Source organism: Sphingopyxis sp. PET50 (genome assembly GCF_025244705.1).
GTDB lineage: Bacteria > Pseudomonadota > Alphaproteobacteria > Sphingomonadales > Sphingomonadaceae > Sphingopyxis.
Window position 1 is genome coordinate 1,534,844 of sequence record NZ_CP104207.1, and the last position, 16,230, is coordinate 1,551,073.

Genomic DNA, 16,230 nt, shown 5'->3' on the forward strand with positions numbered 1-16,230 from the left:
TCGCCGACGCAGTCGAGCGTCGTTACGTCGTCCGCCGTGGTCGTCGCGCATTGCGCCCAAGCCGGCGCGGCCGCGAAAATCCCTGCCGTGGCGCCCAGCAGCGCCGCCGTGCGATATGCCCGCTTACCCATGCTCCGTCCCCTTTTACCACCCCAGGGCGCCGCGCCCCTGACTCAGAATGCGAAGGTTGCCCGCACCGCCAGCGAGGCGGCTGTAAGGCGCACGCGCGTCGGCCCCGGATAGGCGCCCTCCCCGGTCACCGCCGTGAACGGCGCGGGCGCGGCCGGGCCAGCATTGCTTTGCGTCGCATCGGCGAGGTCGAAGGTCTTCGACCCGTAGTCGCTGTACCGCGCCTCCAGGCCGAGCCGCAGATGGGCCCCGACGCGCTGCTCCACGCCAATCCCGGCGGTCCAGCCGAGCAGGTCCCGCGTCTCCCGCGCGGTCACCAGGAAGGGGCCCTGCGCCGGGAAGGCCTGGGCCGGGGTGCCCGCATTGCCCGCCGGGATCGTGTAGCTGTTGTCCGCGCGCAGCCGCACATGAGCAGCCGGCGAGGCCGCCGGTCGCATAGACCATGGTAGCAGCCGGCATCATAGCCGACGCGCGCGCGTAGCGACCATTGATAACGCGTCTTTGCCTCGCGCCCGAGCGTCACGCTGGAGGCGGGGGCGAGGATGGTGAGCGGAATCTGCACGGTCGATGTCGCGGCCACGGACGATCCGCCCGCGCGCACGTCGCCCTCGATTCCGAACACCGCCCGATCCGACTGGAACTGAAAGCTAGGCCACACCGCCATAGAGGAGCGACGTGTCGCGCCCCCGCGCGGCCAGGGGCGCCAGTGTGGCGGGGACGATTGAGATGGGCTGCGCGCCCGGCGGATCGATGTTCGTATATTGGAGCAGCTGATCGTCGGCCCGCACTGAGAAGCGCTCGCGCACGCCGCCCCCTTCCACTCCGGCATAGAAGCCGGACCAGTCGCCGCCCTCCTGCGCGGCTACCGGCGCGGCCGCGAGGAAGATAGCGCTCGCCGTCGCACCAGCCGCCGCCTTCCAGAAATGTCGCATCGCCCCTTCTCCCTCCAAAAATCCGCGCCTGTTCATGAAGCCCCGGCTAGAAGGCGATCCTGATGCCGATCTCGCCCGAATGGCTGGTCGAATTGCCGGTGAAACGGCTGGACCAGCTCGCGCTGATCGCGGCGTTGGGAGCGATGGTGAAGGCGGCATAGGCGCCGCCCTCCCCGCCCCAGCGGCCCTCGGCCGAGCCGGCGATGCCGAAGCTGCCGGGCGCGGACAGGCCGCCGTCGTCGGCGGTCACGAACCCGCGCCGGTCGCCCGCCACCGCATAAGCCCTGCCCCTGACGCCGAGCCGGAACGGCCCGCCGCCGCCCTCGACCGACAGGCCGAGCGAGGGACGGAATTGATGGCGCGTGACGGGTCGACCGACAGGGGAGCGAGCCCGCCTGCCTCGTCCACCGTGCGGCGCGTGCCAGCCGAGCCAGGTGACGTCGGCGCTCGGCGTCACCGTCACTGCCCCCGCCTCGATCGGATAGCCCGCCTCGATGCCCGCGCCGTAGAGCGTAGCATGATAGGAGGCGGTGGACGTCCCGGCAGCCGGCGGTGGAGCTGGCCTTCGTGTCCACCTCCTGCCGCCCCAGGAAGGCCGCCGCGCTCACTCGCCAGCCGCCCGGCGTCCAGTTGGCGAAGGCGCCGCCGCGGAAGGCCGAGCCCTCGGCCTGCTCGGGGAGCAGCGCGTCCTCCAGCTCCCACTCCCAGTGACCGCCCTCGATGGCGAGGCCGAGCGAGAGGTCGCCGCCGACCTCGGTCACCACGCCGCCGCGCAGGCCGGTAAAGTCCTGCGTCGAGCGCCTCACCGCACCTCGTGCGTCATAATGGCCGAAGCTGCGGTCGCCCTCGACGAACAGCCGCGTCCGCCCGGTCCCGACCGTCGCCGAGCGCCGCCGCGCCCTGCGCGAGCAGGCGGCCGAGGAAGCGGTCCGACTGGCCGAAGCCGACGACCTGCGCCGCCGGATGCGCGCGACCATAGGCGGCGAGCGGGATGTCGAGCGTCACCGTGCCGGTCGCGGTGATCAGCCGCTCGATCGTGGTGGTGACGTAGAGGTCCTGGAAGACGTGAAAGTCGACATTTACCACATTCGTTTCCGGAACGTCGTAAGTGACGCCGCCTTGGCAGGTGCCGAGCGGCCGGTCGCACATGCCGAGATTGCCGACGATGTTTATCCCGGTAAAATTCCCGAACCCCGCCAAGGCATAGGTGTCCCGGCCGGTGATCGCCGAGCTGCGGGTCTCGCTGACGCTTTCGGTGACGCCCGTGCTGCCGACGACCGGGGGCAGGATGCGCCCCCGCAGGCCGGCGAGGGAAGTCTGGCCCATGGCCAGCGCCTGCGCCGCGGCGGCGGTGTCGGCCGTGGCCGAGGCGAGCGGCGTGCCGAGCCCGGCGACCCGGACCTGCGCCGTCACCCCGCCGCCGACCCGCGTCTCCCGGGTCACGACGCTCTCGGTCACACTGTAGGAGAAGGTGGTGGTGGTGGTGAGCAGAACAAAGCCGGGCTGTATCCCGGGCGGGATGAGCTGGCCCGTGTCGAAGCCGTAGCGCGCGATATCGTCGTTGAGCCCGTCCGCGTTCCTGCCCGGCGCACTCGCGGTGATAATCCCGGTTTCGCCGAGCGAATTCACATAGACCGGCTGAATGTCTTCGAGGTCGGTGAACGGGATGTCGAGATCCCGCTCCGAGCCGAGCAAGGTCGTCGGCCGCGGGGTGCCGCCGGCGTCCACCAGCACCGGCCCTTCGGTCAGCGGCGGCGGTGCGCTCTGCGCGTGGGCAGGGCCGGCGACGGCGGCAGCCGATGCCGCCAGGGATGCCGTCGCTGCCGCCAAGTGTCTGAATCGCATCATGTCCTCCCGCACCGGCAGTCTAACTGCCGCCGGATAGGGCGTAACCTCCCGGTTCCGGGAGGTTGACATGGATCCTTGCCGCGAATCGCGAGTTGTGATCTTCTGCCGCGCGTCCTTTGGGGGAGATACTTCCGCCTTGCCCGCCGCCATCCTGTCCCTTGCCGAAGACGCGCTCGCGGCCGACACGGCCGAGGCGGCGAGCGCGCGTTTCTATGCCGCGGCGTCCGCGATGGGGGCCAGCTATCAGCAGACACGGCTCTATCGTGCGGCCCCCGGCGGCGCTGACCAGCGCCAGCCATTGGGCGGCCGGGGGCTTCGTGGCGCGCTACGCCCGCATGGGCTGGGAGGGCAGCGCGGCGTTCGATTATGTCTGCTTCACCTGCAACCCGCTGCTCGCCCCGATCCGCGAGGGGCGCACGCGCTACCGCTTCGGCGAATTCGCGCCCCATGCGCGCAGCGATTATGGCGCCTATTGGGACGCGCTGGGCGAGGCGGGGATCGGCGAGGCGCTGTGCGCCACCTCCTATGGCGAGGGTGGGCTGATCGCCTCACTGCATCTCGGCTTTCCCGAGCGCGACATCGCCGAGAAGGAAGCGCGCGCCTTCCAGCTTGCGGGGCTGATGCTGACCGAGCGGCTGATCGACCTCGCCGGCTCTCCGGCCGACGACGCGCTGGCGCTCACCGCGCGCGAGCGCGATGCGCTGGCGCTCGTCGCCGACGGCAAGACCGATTGGGAGATTTCGGTGATCTTCGGCGTCTCCGAGGCGACAGCGCGCTTTCATGTCGACAATGCTCGCCGGAAGCTGGGCGCCGTCACCCGCGCCCAGGCCGTGGCGCGCATGGCGGCGCGGCGGCTGATTTAGGATATCGGGAGGAGAATCGGGGAGCGGGAGCCGAGGCGGTAGCTGGAGAAGGGTCGCTGGTGGAGCCGAGGGGAATCGAACCCCTGACCTCTGCAGTGCGATTGCAGCGCTCTCCCATCTGAGCTACGGCCCCGCGACCGGGCGGCTCTTAACGGCACTCGCTGGCACTGGCAACGGCTTTTGTGACGATCGGACGGCTTAGCAAGGATTGAGGGGGATATGATGGCGCGAGCGTGGCACCTGACCAGCCGTACGACGGGACTGCCGACGATGGACAATTTCGCGCTGCGCGACCTTCCCGATACCCCGCTCCAGCCCGACCAGCTCCGCGTCAAGAACCTCTGGCTGTCGGTCGATCCCTATATGCGCGGGCGGATGAACGACGCCAAAAGCTATGCGGCGAGCTTCCAGATCGGCCAGCCGATGACCGGCGGCGCGATCGGCGAGGTCGTCGAGAGCGCGATGGACGGCTTTACCCCCGGCGACCTGATCCTGCATATGGGCGGCTGGCGCGACGGCGGGGTCATCGGCCTCGACATGGCGCCGAACAAGCTGCCGCGCGCCGCGCTCGACGCCGGGATGTCGCCGCAGACCTTCCTCCACAATATGGGGCTGACCGGCGGCACCGCGTGGATCGGCCTGCTGCGCGTCGCGGCGGCGAAGCCCGGCGACACCGTCTTCGTCTCGGCGGCGGCGGGCGCGGTCGGATCGGCGGTGGTGCAGATCGCCAAGGCGCGCGAAATGACGGTGATCGGTTCGGCGGGCGGCGCCGGCAAATGCGCCTGGGTCGACGATTTGGGTGCCGACGCGGTGATCGACTACAAGGCCGGGGCGGTGTTGCCGCAGCTCGCGGCAGCGCTGGAAAAGCTCGGCAAGCCCGGCATCGACGTCTATTTCGACAATGTCGGGGGCGAACATCTCGACGCGGCGTTTGCGGTCGCCAACGACTTCGCGCGCTTCGCGATCTGCGGGATGATCGACGTCTACAACGACGGCCGCGCGCAGGAGATGAAATACCTGATCCGCACCATCCCGGCGCGCATCCGCATGGAAGGCTTCATCTACACCGACCAGTTCTTCGACTGCATGGAGGAATTCTACGCCGACATGGGCGGTCTGATCGCCAGCGGCGCGGTGACGATGCACGAGACGGTGCACGAGGGGATCGAGGCGGCGCCCGAGGCTTTTCTGGGACTGTTCGCAGGGGCGAATATGGGGAAGATGCTGGTTCGGGTTTGAGCTGACGCTCCGCTCTCTCCCCTTCAGGGGAGAGATACGCAGGCTTGCCAGTCCTGAGCTTGTCGAAGGGCTGGTTAGCCGAAGTTGAGAGGGGTTTCCGACCGCTGATGGCCTTGCCCCTCTCCAAGCTTCGCTAGCTCCTGGCGGAGCAAGCTGCGCTATCCTCTCCCCTGAAGGGGAGAGGGCTTGGGTCAGCTGCCGAAGCCGAACGACAGGAAATCGGGCATCGGGCCGTTCCAGCCGTCGTCCGGACCGTCGTCGTCCTGCTGGCGTCTCGCGGGTGCCGGCTTGCGGTCGGCGGCCTTTTTCGCAGGCTTTGCCGCCGGTTTTTCGGCCGCCGCTTCGGTGCGCTTCGGTTCGCCGCGCGGCTTGCGGGCGCCACGCTCGCGCCGCGGTTCGCGTTCTTCGCGCGGCTCGTCCTTCGCGGGTGCGGCGTCGGCCTTGGCGCCGCCATGGACCGGGATCGTATAGCCCGTCAGCTTCTGGATATTGTCGATCGCCTCGTCGTCCGACGGGGTGATCAGCGTGAAGGCCCGCCCCTGCGCGCTCGGCGCGGCCGGTGCGGCCGATGCGGTGGACATAGTCGTCGGGGTGCCACGGCGCGTCGAAGTTGAAGACGTGGCTCACGCCCTTCACGTCGAGCCCGCGCGCGGCGACGTCGGACGCCACCAGGATATTGATCACGCCGGTCTTGAACCGGTCGAGTTCGGCGGTCCGGCTCGACTGGTCCATGTCGCCCTGGATCTCGCCGGCCTTGTAGCCTTCGCGCTGCAACGCCTTCGCCAGCTCGCGCACCGTCGTCTTGCGGTTGCAGAAGACGATCGCGGTGCCGACCTTTTCGGACTCGATCAGCCCGCGCAGCGTGTCGCGCTTGCCGCGCTCGCTGGTCTTGACGAGGAACTGCTCGATATTCTCGTTGCGGCTCGCCGGGCGCGCAACCTCGATGGTCTTGGGGTTCGACAGGAATTTGTCGGCCAGCTTCTTGATCGGCCCCGGCATCGTCGCCGAGAAGAGCAGGGTCTGGCGATTCGCGGGCAGCTTGGTGCAGATATTCTCGATGTCGGGGATGAAGCCCATGTCGAGCATGCGGTCGGCCTCGTCGATCACCAGCAGGTTGCAGCCGGTGAGCAGGATCTTGCCACGCTCGAACAGGTCCATCAGCCGGCCCGGCGTCGCGATGAGCACGTCCACGCCCCTTTCGAGCGCCTTGACCTGGTCGCCCATCTGGACGCCGCCGATCAGCAGCGCCATCGAGAGCTTGTGATATTTGCCGTATTTCTCGAAGTTTTCCGCGACCTGAGCGGCGAGTTCGCGGGTCGGTTCGAGGATCAGCGAGCGCGGCATGCGCGCGCGGGCGCGGCCATGCGCGAGGATGTCGATCATCGGCAGCACGAAGGAGGCAGTCTTGCCCGTGCCCGTCTGCGCGATGCCGATCATGTCGCGCATCATCAGGACAGAGGGGATCGCCCCCGCCTGAATCGCGGTCGGTTCGTCATAGCCCGCTTCGGTTACGGCACGCAGGAGTTCGTCGGAAAGGCCGAGGTCGGCAAATTTCATAGGGTCATTTGTCCGGAAATGTGGAACGGCGCAGCCGCCCACGCTGGCTGACGCTGCGGCGGCCCTTGCGGAACATATGACGGAAAGTCAAGAAAAGCTGGCGAAATACCGCGATTAATCCTCGTCGCGTACCGCGACCATCAGGCGGAACTTGTCGATCTCGCATTTGGCGCCGGTGCGAGCGTGGATCTCGTCGCGATCCTCGCAGAGCTGGCCGTCCTTATTCTCTTTCATGTAGAAGCCCGCATAGAAATCGAGCGCACGGCAGCCGCGGTTGAGCTGCGCACGCAGCCTTTGCTTCTGCCGCGTGATGAGGTCGATGCTGTCGCGCTGCACCGCCTGCATGCCGATGATATTGCGCATCGCCACGCATTTAGGCGCCTTTTTCTCCTGCCAGACGATCGGCGCTTCGCGTTTGCGTGGCTCTTCGTTGCGGCTGGCCGAAAAATTGGTCAGTTGCGACCGCTGCGCGGGCACACGAATGATCAGCTGCTGTTCGATGACGACCTGGAACCAAGGCGTGCCGGGGCCTTCGGGCACGGGCACCATCGCCGCGATCGGTTGGGGCGGCTGGGCCGGCGGCTCGGCATCGGCCGCGGGCGCCGCGGCCGCCAGCAAAAGGACAAAGCTCGTCGTCACCGCGCGCCCGTCGCCTCCTCGGCGCGTTGACAAAAAGATCGTTCCACCCGTAGCTCCCGAACCCATGCTGGCTGGACGCGCGGGTTGCGCTCGTCCATGGCCCCCCAATAGCAGCGATGATTGAACAGCAAATGAACTGTTGTCGACCCAAATTGGCATTCCCTCCTGTCCTCGCACGGCGGCGGCCGTGACGACACGCCCCCCTCGCCCAACCTGCTGGCGCGGCTCGCCGCGCTGCTGGGCCCCAAGGGTTTTGCGACCGCCGACGATGTGCTCTCCCCCTGGCTGACCGACTGGCGCGGCAAATATCACGGCCGCGCCGCCGCGATGCTGTCGCCCGCGACCACCGAAGAGGCCGCCGCCGTGGTGCATCTCTGCGCCGAAGCGGGCGCCGCCATCGTCCCGCAGGGAGGCAACAGCGGCATGGTGGGCGGCGCCACGCCCGATGCCAGCGGCGACCAGTTGCTGCTGAGCACCCGGCGGCTTAACCGCATCCGGTCGCTCGACGCCGCCGCGGGGTTCGCGGTGGCCGAGGCCGGGGTGATCCTGGAAAATTTTCACAATGCCGTCCTCGAACAGGGGCTGCGCTTCCCGCTCACGCTCGGCGGCAAGGGATCGGCGACGATCGGCGGCCTCGTTTCGACCAACGCCGGCGGGACGCAGGTGCTGCGCCACGGCACGATGCGCGCGCTGGTCGCGGGGATCGAGGCGGTGCTGCCCGACGGCAGCCTCTTCGACGGGCTGGCACCGCTCAAGAAGGACAATCGCGGCTACGACCTCAAACAATTGCTGTGCGGCGCGGAGGGGACGCTGGGGATCGTCACCGCGGCCTGCCTGCGCCTCGTCCCCGCCGCAGAGGACCGCTGCACCGCGTGGATCGGGCTCGAGTCGCCCGACAAGGCGTTGCTGCTGCTACGCCAGCTCGACGCGGCGATCGGCCCGCCGCTCGAAGGTTTCGAGATCGTCCCGCACGGCTGCCTCGACGCGGTGCTGCGCCATATTCCGCAGACGCGCCATCCGCTGAATGCGCCGCACCCCTGGTATGCGCTGGTCGAACTGGCGGGCGACAAGGCGGACGACCTGCCCGCGCTGCTCGAAACGCAGCTAGCGATCGCGCTCCAGAACGGCCTCATCGACGATGTCGTCATCGCCAAGAACGACCGCGAGAGCGATGATTTCTGGCGGCTGCGCGATTCGATTTCCGAAGCCGAGCGCGCCGAGGGGCCTGCGATCCAGCATGACGTCAGCGTGCCCGTCGACCGGATGCCGCGCTTCATCGCCGACAATCCGGCGCGGCTCGCCGCCGCCTTTCCCGGCGCACGGGCGCTGTCTTTCGGGCATCTCGGCGACGGCAACGTCCATCACCATGTCCAGCCGCCCGCGGACAGCGACGGCCCCGCGTGGCTCGCCGCGCATGGCGAGGATGCCAGCCGCCTGATCTATCGCCATGTCATCGAACTGGGCGGCTCGATCTCGGCCGAACATGGCATCGGCCAGATGAAGCGCGATATCTTCGCCGAGCTCGACAGCCCGGCCCGGCTCGCCGCCCTGCGCGCGATCAAGGCCGGGCTCGACCCCGCCGGGCTGTTCAATCCGGGCAAGCTGATAGCCTGAGTCCCCTTGCGTCGCGGCGCGCGGGCCAATAAGGCGCGCAATCGCCTGTTTCTGCCCGCGCCTTGCGGGTTCCCATTTCGGAGTTCCATCATGGCCACTGCGCCCGCCGCCAATCTGCCGCTCTTCTACAAGGACCTCGTGCCGCTTTCGAGCGTCGACCACGCCGATTTCCACGCGCGCTCGCTCGACAAGGCCGAGTTCCTGATCGACCAGCATGCGGTGCCGCTGACCTCGGACGAGTTCGTGTCGGCGAGCCGCTTTTTCCCGATCGTCTTTTCGGCGGGCGACAACCCCGTGCCGCTGGCGCTGATGGGCCTGAACGAGGGCGTCAACACTTTCGTCGATGCCGAAGGCAAGCTCATCAACCCGGTCTATGTCCCGGCCTATGTCCGCCGCTATCCCTTCCTGCTCGCCAAGCTGCGTCCCGACACCGAAGAGCTGTCGCTGTGCTTCGACCCGACCTCGGGCGCGGTCGGCCAGTTCGACGAGGGCGACGCGCTGTTCGAGGGTACCGAACCCAGCGAACCGACCAAGGCGGTGCTCGAATTCTGCAAGAATTTCGAGGAAGCCGGCCAGCGCACCGGCGTGTTCATGGAGGAGCTGAAAAAGGCCGACCTGCTGATGGACGGCGAAGTCAGCATCCAGCCCGAAGGCAGCGACAAGCCCTTCATCTATCGCGGTTTCCAGATGATCGACGAGAATAAGCTGCGCGAACTGCGCGGCGACGTGCTGCGCAAGATGATGCAGAACGGCATGCTCGGCCTTATCTTCGCGCACCTGTTTTCGCTGCAGCTGATGCGCGAAGTCTTCGCCGAACAGGTCCGCACTGGCAAGGTGCCGCTGCCTTCGCCGACCCCCATCGGCTGAGGACGGCGCGCGGTCGGCAGGGGCTAGCCGCGCCCGCCGCGGCGTTCAGAAATCGATCGCCAGCCCCTTGAGTTCCCAGTCGCCATAGCGCACGGGATTGCGTCCGCCCGGCTGTTCCTCCGCCGCATCCTCGCGGATCGGCGCGGGCGCGGGCACCGGGCTGTTGGTCCAGCCCTCGGGCGCCTTCACATGGGCGGGGCGCTTGGCGGCGCGCGGAGTGCCGCCGATGGTCGCGGGTTCGTCGGTCATGGTGCGCCCGATATAGGAATGTTCATGCCAGAGGCCAAGCATCATGGCTGATCGACGCCCCCGCCGCCGCGGATCGCCGGCGGCCGACCCGCCCGGCACCGCGACGCGCCGCGCGGCGTTGCGGCTGATCGACGCCGTGCTGCGCCGCGGCGATCCGCTCGACATCGCCGCGCACGCCGCGACGCAGGGCCTGCCCGCCGCCGACCGCGCCTTCGCCGTCGCGATCGTGTCCGAAACGCTGCGCTGGATGACCGACCTCGACCGGCTGATCGACGGCGCCACCGCCCAGCCGCTGCCCGACGACGTCAAGTCGCGCGCCGTTCTGCGCCTCGCGCTGGCGCAATTACTGGTGCTGAAGACCTCGCCGCACGCGGTTGTTTCGACCGCGCTGCCACTCGTCGATGGCGGCCCGCGCCGCCTCGTCCACGCGATCCTCTCACGCGCGCAGCAGGAGGAATGGACGCTTCCCGAACGCGCCGGCCTGCCCCCCGCGACCGCCGAACGCTGGTCGGCGACCTGGGGCGACGCCATGATCGAAGCCGCCGAAGCCGCGTGGAGCGCCGCGCCGCCGGTCGATCTCAGCTTCGCCGCCGCACCCGATGCCGCCGGTTGGGACGGCGGCCAATCGCTCGCACCGCGCCACCTGCGCCTGCCGCGCGGCCAGGCGATCGAGACGCTGCCCGGCTTCGATGAAGGCGGCTGGTGGGTGCAGGATCTCGCCGCCAGCCTGCCCGCGCGGCTGCTTGGCGCTGGCGAGGGCCGCACGGTGCTCGACCTCTGCGCAGCGCCCGGCGGCAAGACGATGCAGCTTGCCGCCGTCGGCTGGTCGGTGCTCGCGGTCGATTCGAGCGCCAAGCGCCTCGCGCGGCTCGAACAGGATCTGGACCGCACCGGACTGGAGGTGGCGGTCGTCCAGGGCGATATCCGCCAATGGCAGCCCGGCGAGCCCGCCGACGCGGTGCTGCTCGACGCGCCCTGCTCGGCGACCGGCATCTTCCGCCGCCACCCCGACGTCCTCCATCGCATCGGCCCGCGCGAGATCGGCGATATGGCCGCGCTGCAGGCCGAACTGCTCGCCCGCGCGGCGCAGTGGGTGAAGCCCGGCGGCACGCTCGTCTACGCCACCTGCTCGCTCGAACCCGCCGAGGGCGAGGAGCAGGTCGCCGCCTTCCTGACCGCGCACCCCGGCTGGACGATCGACCCGGCGCGCGCCGACGAACTGCCCGCGGGCATTGCGCCGACCGAAGACGGCTTCATCCGCACCCTCCCCGGCCTGCTGGCCGATGCCGGAGGCCTCGACGGCTTCTTCGTCGCGCGGTTCCGGGCGGCTTAAGCCGTCCGCCGCGACAGGCGATAGAGCGCGAGGTCGCCGTAATTCTTGGCGAGCTTGACCTTGCCGACATAGTCGCAGTCGAAGTCCTCGGCGTTGCCCAGCGCGAGCATCGCCGCCATCGGCTGGGTGCAGTAGATTTGCCCGACCAGCGTCACCGGCTCGATCCGCGCGGTGCGCGTCACCTCGGTGCCGTACCACAGCTCGTTGCCGACCACCGGGTCCTGGCCGCGATAGATGGGGCCGAAATGAATGCCGGTGCGCATCCCCGCCTGATGGCCCTCCAGCCCCAGGCCGGGCGGCAGCACGTCGAGCTTTTCCTGCATCGCCAGCGCGATCCGCGCCGCGGTCACCGGGTCGGAGATGATCGCATAGACCGCATCGCCCCAGGTGTTGCGGAACAGCACCGCCTCGCCGAATTCGTCGAGCACCCCGCCGATCCCGCCCATCACCTCGCGGGCAAAGACCGGCAACTCCGCCTCGCCAAGCTTTGAAAAGCCGGCGAAATCGGCGAACAATATCGCGTAGAGCCCGCGCTTCGTCCCTTCCGGCGGTTTGGGCGCCGGGGGAAAGTCCAGCGAACGGTCGAGTCCCCCCACCGCGATCGTCACCGTGCGGCCGCCATAGCGTCGCCACAGGCCGATGTCGGCGTTGGTGCCCGCGATCGCATCGGCCGACCGTGCGGCGACATCGGGGTCGACGACCGCGAACTGGATCGCCTCGCTCTCCATCTCGTGCGCGCGCAGTTTGGCGAGTCCCATCGCGGTGTGCGAGCCCAGGATGAACTGGCAATCGTCGCTGACGAAGCGGGTGTTGCTGGCGAAATGCACCATCGCCGCGGCATCGCGGCATTTCTTGTAGCGCGCGACCCACGCCTCGCCGCCCGACCGCACCGACTGCGCGATAAAATCCTCTTCGGCAAAGGGCAGGATGATGGTGAGGTCGATGCCGCGCGCGATCGCCTGTTCGGCAAAGATGATGTCGGCGCCGCACGCCAGCGGCCCGATCAGCGCCGACACCGGCTGGGCATCGAGCGCGTCCGAAATGGCCCTGACCGCCGCCGCCTCGCCTTCGCCCCCGGCGCGGAACATGCGCCCGCAATAGACCGCGACCGGCGGCGGGCGCAGCAGGTCGACGACCGCGCGCGCATGCGCCGCGTCGATCGCGCCGCTCTCCGCCAGCCGCCGCACCTGCCGGCACGTCGAGGCGCGGTCGCCGGCGTGGCCGCCCGCCATGCCATCGGCGGCGCGGGCGTGGCGCACCGCCTCCTCGCCGCGGCCGAGCAGCAGCAAGGCCTCGATCAGCGTCGCCGCGTCCCAATAATTCCCCGCCGCGCCCGCCGCCGCGATCGGCCCGGCCAGCGCGGCCGCCCGCTCGCGCTCGCCGAGCAGGGCGAACAGGCTCGCCGCGTTGATCGCGGGAAAGGTGTCGCCCGACACCTCCCACGCATGATGATAGGCGGCGGCGGCCTTTTCCAGCCATGGCGGCCGCTCCCCGGCGGGATGGTCGAAGGCGCGATCCTTCCAGATGCGGCCCGCCAGCGCGAGGCTGTCGGTATCGCCCGACGCCTCCAGCCCCAGCTCCTTGTAGAGGTGCATCGCGCCCAGGCTGTCGCCCGACGCCGCCAGCGCCCGCACCATCAGATAGCGCAGCCGCGGACTGTCCACACCCCCGCGCAGGCTCGCCGCCGCGCAATCGAAGGCGCTCAGCGCATCGCCGAGCTTCAGCCGGCGCGTGACCTCCGCCTCGGCGTCCGCACTCTCCGGCGCGGCCCCGGTCATTGCGACGCTTCGGCCGATTTCAGCAGCGCGACATTCGCCTTTTCGATCGGCGACAGCTGCACATTGTCGGTGACTGGCTTGTACCAGCCGAACTGGCTGAAATGCGCTTGCAGGGCCGGATCGCTGAAGCGAAAGCCGTGGCGTGCGAATATCTCGTTGCGCGCGATCCGCAGTTCGGACGCGCCGTAACTGGCCAGCTCGGCCGCCGACAGGAGCCGCTCGGACGAGATCGGGAATGACGACCCCGCTGCCGCCGACCCCGGCCGGCATCGGTCCCGCCGGCGCGCCCGGCGCCGGGTCGGGGTTCGGCCCGTCGAGCACGCGGATCAGCCGGCGCGCCATATAGCCCGTGGTTCCGTCGCCCTTGCGCACGCGCCACCAGCTGCCGTTCTGCCGATAGGTCAGGAATTTCTCGCCCTCCAGCACCTTGCCGACGATCGCCGACTGCGCCGACGCCTCGGCGCGGATGTTCGAAAAGCCGTCGGGATCGTCGATGACCGCCGCGAGCACGAACGCCTCGGCGGGCGCGGCGGCATCGGCGGCCGGCTGCTCGCCGGTGGCCGCGACCATGCTGCCCGAACCGGAGCCATCGCCCGCCGCCGTCGCGGTCGGCGCCGAGCTGCATGAGCCACCAGGCGAGCGCCGCCCCGAGGATCGCGACCGCGGCGATGATCCAGGGCAGCGGCGACGAGCGGGACGCCGGGGGCACGGGCGCGGGCTGCGAAACGGGCGACGGCACCTGTGCCGGCGCAGGGGCCGGTCGCGGCGCCGCTTCGGGCGCGGCCAGCGGCGCGCGTCCGCACAATTCCTCGAGGCTCATCAGTACCTTGCGCCAGCCGCGATGGTCGGGCTCGCCGTGCCAGTCGGACAGCTCGGCGAACTGGATCTGGTTGAATGGCAGCGGCGGCATGACGTCGTCGATCGCCGTCTGCACCAGCTTTTTCTGGTTGCGCGCGACATCGGCCTCGGCGCGCACCCATTCGGATTGCGCCGATTGCCGCGACCAGACGACGATCGCCGCCTTCGCCATGCCGATCTTTTCGGTGATCACGTCGCCATAGCTGCGATGCGGCGGCAGTTCGGCGTCCCACCACACCTCATAGCCGCGCGGCGGCGACCGCAGCGGCGATTTCGGCGACACGCGGCTTGTTGTCGCGCGAATAGGAAATGAAGACATCGACCATCGGCTAGCCCCTCTTGTGGGGCAAGGCTAGCGGGGAGCAACGGCGATTGCCAGCCCCGAGCAAGGCCCAGCTCTCTCCCCTTCAGGGGAGAGATACGCAGGCTTGCCGGTCCTGAGCTTGTCGAAGGACCGGCTAGCCGGAGTTGAGAGGGGCATGGACGCCTCCCCCTCTCCCGACCCTCTCCCTTGAAGGGGAGAGGGCTGCAAGTTTCGGTCCCGGCTCAGAACACCGCCTTCGGCGCGTCCTCCTCCATCATCGCCGCGCGCACCATCGGAATCGGCGGGCCGCCGTAGGACAGGAATTCGTCGTGGAACGCCTTCCACTTCGTCCTGTCGCCCTTGGTCCAGTCGTCGCGCAGCTTGCGGATCATCAGCTTGCCCATCGTGTAGTTGAGATAGGCGGGATCATATGTGCCGCGCGCCGCCTGCTGGCGCGCATTGCCCTCGTCCTGATAGCATTGCTCCTTGAACAGCTTTTCGGATTCGGCGACGGTCATGCCCTTGGTGTGCAGGCCGATCGCCGACAGATAGCGGCAATCGCGCAGCAGCGCGTTCGACAGTTGCCCGATATGCGTTTCGGGGTCGCCTGCGCCCAGCCCCGCGTCCCACATCATCTCCTCGGTATAATGCGCCCACCCCTCGGCGAAGGCGTAGCCGACGAACAGCTTGCCGAAGATGCTCTCGGCGCGGTTCGAATGGAGGAAGTTCAGGAAGTGGCCCGGCCACACCTCGTGGACCGAGGTGAAGAGCAGATCCTTGCGGCCCGGGATGAACCCGTCCTGCGTCGCCTTGTCCCACGCCGGGTCGGGCGGCGAGATATAATAGACCGACGGCAGGCCTTTCTCATAGGGGCCGGGAATGTCGATATAGGCGCTGTTCTGCCGGTTGTACGGCGGCGATTCCTCGACCTGCGCCTGTTCGGTGCCCGGAATGGTGACGATGTCCTTTTCGACGAGGAAGGCGCGCAGCGTGGGAAGCTGGCGCCGCGCCTCGGCGACCGGGCCGTCGGCGGGCTTGTCAGCGTTCATCTTCTTCATGCAGTCGGCGATCGTCATCCCCGCCGCATAGGTCGCGCACGCCGCCTTCAGCGCGTCCTGATTGCGCTTCAAATCGGCCTGTCCGATCCGCTCGAGCTCGTCGATCGGCGTATCGACGCCTTCGTTGGTCAGGATCATCTTCGCGAACCTGTCGGCGCCGAGCGCATAGCCGTCGGCCGTTCCCGGCTGCGATCCGACATATTGGGCGAGATCGGTCATCGCCGCCCCCGCTTTCGCGACCGCCTCGTCGAACCGTTTCTGCAGCGCCTCGTCCTTGACCGAGGCAAAGGCCGCCTTGGCATCGCCCTTGTAATAGTCGGCGAAGCCGCCGAAACCCGCGGTGCCATATTTGACGAAGGTCGCGGGCAGCGGCAGCTTGAGGTTCGCCTTGATCTGCGCGGCGGCGGCGGGGACCTTTTCGGCATAGGCGATGAACGCCTTCATCCGCGTTTCCGCATCGGCGTAGGGCCGCGCGATATAGACATTGGGATCGAGCGCGCCGGTGTAGAAAGCGGGGTTCTTCGCCGCGAAATCGGTATCGCGCAGGAAAAAGAGCTGCCCCTCGGCAACCTTGACCAGATAATCGCGCTCGAATGTCTCGGCGTCGATCATCTGGCCGTCGAACGCCTTCGCGTCGGCGATCGTCTTTTCGAGGAAGGTCGCCTGCTTCTCCAGCCCCTCGGGCGACCAGTCGGGCAATTGCCCGTCAAACTCATGCTTGCCCTGATAGACCGCGAAATTCGGGTTGAGCGGGAAATAGCCCTTCAGGAAATTGTCGCGGAACTCGGTCCAGCTCTTCGCTGCGGGCGCCGAGGCGGACTTGTTGTCCGACGCGTCGCAGCCCGCCAGGACGAGCAGGGTGGCGGCCATGGCGGCGCCGCCGAAACGGCCGAATTTGCGTGTCATATCTGTAACTCCCCGATAGCGATGGCGGCTGTCTGCCATCATGACCAGTCGGTGAC

13 protein-coding genes, 1 tRNA gene and 4 pseudogenes are annotated in these 16,230 nt (G+C 68.6%); 5 read left to right on the forward strand and 13 right to left on the reverse strand.

Translation table 11 applies throughout. The annotated features are described in order from the left end of the window. Positions 1–173: 173 nt before the first annotated feature. The 4 genes and pseudogenes from N0A20_RS08055 to N0A20_RS08070 all read right to left on the reverse strand — a co-directional run bounded on the left by N0A20_RS08055 (position 174) and on the right by N0A20_RS08070 (position 2,891). Positions 174–536, reverse strand: coding sequence for an outer membrane protein (locus tag N0A20_RS08055; RefSeq protein WP_260583343.1), 363 nt, complete (start codon positions 534–536; stop codon positions 174–176). Positions 537–776: 240 nt separating this feature from the next. Beyond that, complete coding sequence (locus N0A20_RS08060; RefSeq protein ID WP_260583344.1) at positions 777–1,061, reverse strand: hypothetical protein; 285 nt, start codon at positions 1,059–1,061, stop codon at positions 777–779. A gap of 46 nt (positions 1,062–1,107) precedes the next feature. Next, a pseudogene (locus N0A20_RS20605) lies at positions 1,108–1,867 on the reverse strand (autotransporter outer membrane beta-barrel domain-containing protein). Positions 1,868–1,880: 13 nt separating this feature from the next. Next, a complete protein-coding gene (locus tag N0A20_RS08070) occupies positions 1,881–2,891 on the reverse strand; it encodes a hypothetical protein (RefSeq protein ID WP_260583345.1) in 1,011 nt (336 codons plus the stop codon). A gap of 281 nt (positions 2,892–3,172) precedes the next feature. On the opposite strand from N0A20_RS08070, the gene N0A20_RS08075 reads away from it, so the two are divergent. Then, positions 3,173–3,772, forward strand: a complete 600-nt coding sequence (locus N0A20_RS08075; protein WP_260583347.1) for a helix-turn-helix transcriptional regulator — start codon at positions 3,173–3,175, stop codon at positions 3,770–3,772. Positions 3,773–3,829: 57 nt separating this feature from the next. Here the strand turns inward: N0A20_RS08075 and N0A20_RS08080 are convergent. After that, positions 3,830–3,905: transfer RNA gene (locus N0A20_RS08080), tRNA-Ala, on the reverse strand. An 89-nt stretch (positions 3,906–3,994) separates the two neighbouring features. Between N0A20_RS08080 and N0A20_RS08085 the strand changes: the two genes are divergently transcribed. Continuing rightward, positions 3,995–5,011 carry an NADP-dependent oxidoreductase gene (locus N0A20_RS08085; RefSeq protein ID WP_260583866.1) on the forward strand — a complete coding sequence of 339 codons (1,017 nt, stop codon included), beginning with the start codon at positions 3,995–3,997 and terminating at the stop codon, positions 5,009–5,011. Between the two features lie 191 nt (positions 5,012–5,202). Here N0A20_RS08085 and N0A20_RS08090 read toward each other — a convergent pair. Then, positions 5,203–6,568 (reverse strand): annotated as a pseudogene (locus N0A20_RS08090) (DEAD/DEAH box helicase). A 114-nt stretch (positions 6,569–6,682) separates the two neighbouring features. Further along, the gene (locus tag N0A20_RS08095) at positions 6,683–7,207 is read right to left on the reverse strand and encodes a hypothetical protein (protein WP_260583348.1); all 525 of its coding nucleotides are present in this window, start codon (positions 7,205–7,207) and stop codon (positions 6,683–6,685) included. 270 nt (positions 7,208–7,477) lie between these two features. Here N0A20_RS08095 and N0A20_RS08100 point away from each other — a divergent pair, with 270 nt between their 5' ends. Next, a complete protein-coding gene (locus tag N0A20_RS08100; RefSeq protein ID WP_260583349.1) occupies positions 7,478–8,821 on the forward strand; it encodes an FAD-binding oxidoreductase in 1,344 nt (447 codons plus the stop codon). Between the two features lie 90 nt (positions 8,822–8,911). Beyond that, the gene (locus tag N0A20_RS08105; RefSeq protein ID WP_260583350.1) at positions 8,912–9,688 is read left to right on the forward strand and encodes a SapC family protein; all 777 of its coding nucleotides are present in this window, start codon (positions 8,912–8,914) and stop codon (positions 9,686–9,688) included. Between the two features lie 45 nt (positions 9,689–9,733). On the opposite strand, the gene N0A20_RS08110 is transcribed toward N0A20_RS08105, so the two are convergent. Beyond that, a complete protein-coding gene (locus N0A20_RS08110) occupies positions 9,734–9,937 on the reverse strand; it encodes a DUF1674 domain-containing protein (protein ID WP_260583352.1) in 204 nt (67 codons plus the stop codon). Positions 9,938–9,980: 43 nt separating this feature from the next. On the opposite strand from N0A20_RS08110, the gene N0A20_RS08115 reads away from it, so the two are divergent. Further along, positions 9,981–11,270 carry an RsmB/NOP family class I SAM-dependent RNA methyltransferase gene (locus N0A20_RS08115; protein ID WP_260583354.1) on the forward strand — a complete coding sequence of 430 codons (1,290 nt, stop codon included), beginning with the start codon at positions 9,981–9,983 and terminating at the stop codon, positions 11,268–11,270. Here the strand turns inward: N0A20_RS08115 and N0A20_RS08120 are convergent. The 5 genes and pseudogenes from N0A20_RS08120 to N0A20_RS08130 form a co-directional block, all read right to left on the reverse strand. Further along, complete coding sequence (locus N0A20_RS08120; RefSeq protein ID WP_409574775.1) at positions 11,267–13,048, reverse strand: TRAFs-binding domain-containing protein; 1,782 nt, start codon at positions 13,046–13,048, stop codon at positions 11,267–11,269. The genes N0A20_RS08115 and N0A20_RS08120 overlap by 4 nt on opposite strands. Further along, complete coding sequence (locus N0A20_RS20610; protein WP_409574776.1) at positions 13,045–13,278, reverse strand: YARHG domain-containing protein; 234 nt, start codon at positions 13,276–13,278, stop codon at positions 13,045–13,047. Before N0A20_RS20610 ends, N0A20_RS08120 begins: the two co-directional genes overlap by 4 nt. A 157-nt stretch (positions 13,279–13,435) precedes the next feature. Continuing rightward, positions 13,436–13,618 (reverse strand): annotated as a pseudogene (locus tag N0A20_RS20615) (hypothetical protein); the annotation flags it as partial. 322 nt (positions 13,619–13,940) lie between these two features. After that, a pseudogene (locus tag N0A20_RS20620) lies at positions 13,941–14,225 on the reverse strand (toll/interleukin-1 receptor domain-containing protein); the annotation flags it as partial. A gap of 227 nt (positions 14,226–14,452) precedes the next feature. Further along, positions 14,453–16,174 carry a DUF885 domain-containing protein gene (locus N0A20_RS08130; protein WP_260583358.1) on the reverse strand — a complete coding sequence of 574 codons (1,722 nt, stop codon included), beginning with the start codon at positions 16,172–16,174 and terminating at the stop codon, positions 14,453–14,455. Positions 16,175–16,230 lie beyond the last annotated feature (56 nt).

Excerpts from the sequence above, each read along its gene's own strand:
- N0A20_RS08110 (WP_260583352.1), bottom strand. The coding sequence starts at position 9,937 with ATGACCGACGAACCCGCGACCATCGGCGGCACTCCGCGCGCCGCCAAG.
- N0A20_RS08105 (WP_260583350.1), top strand. The coding sequence starts at position 8,912 with ATGGCCACTGCGCCCGCCGCCAATCTGCCGCTCTTCTACAAGGACCTC.
- N0A20_RS08120 (WP_409574775.1), bottom strand. The coding sequence starts at position 13,048 with ATGACCGGGGCCGCGCCGGAGAGTGCGGACGCCGAGGCGGAGGTCACG.
- N0A20_RS08060 (WP_260583344.1), bottom strand. The coding sequence starts at position 1,061 with ATGCGACATTTCTGGAAGGCGGCGGCTGGTGCGACGGCGAGCGCTATC.
- N0A20_RS08130 (WP_260583358.1), bottom strand. The coding sequence starts at position 16,174 with ATGACACGCAAATTCGGCCGTTTCGGCGGCGCCGCCATGGCCGCCACC.
- N0A20_RS08085 (WP_260583866.1), top strand. The coding sequence starts at position 3,995 with ATGGCGCGAGCGTGGCACCTGACCAGCCGTACGACGGGACTGCCGACG.
- N0A20_RS08115 (WP_260583354.1), top strand. The coding sequence starts at position 9,981 with ATGGCTGATCGACGCCCCCGCCGCCGCGGATCGCCGGCGGCCGACCCG.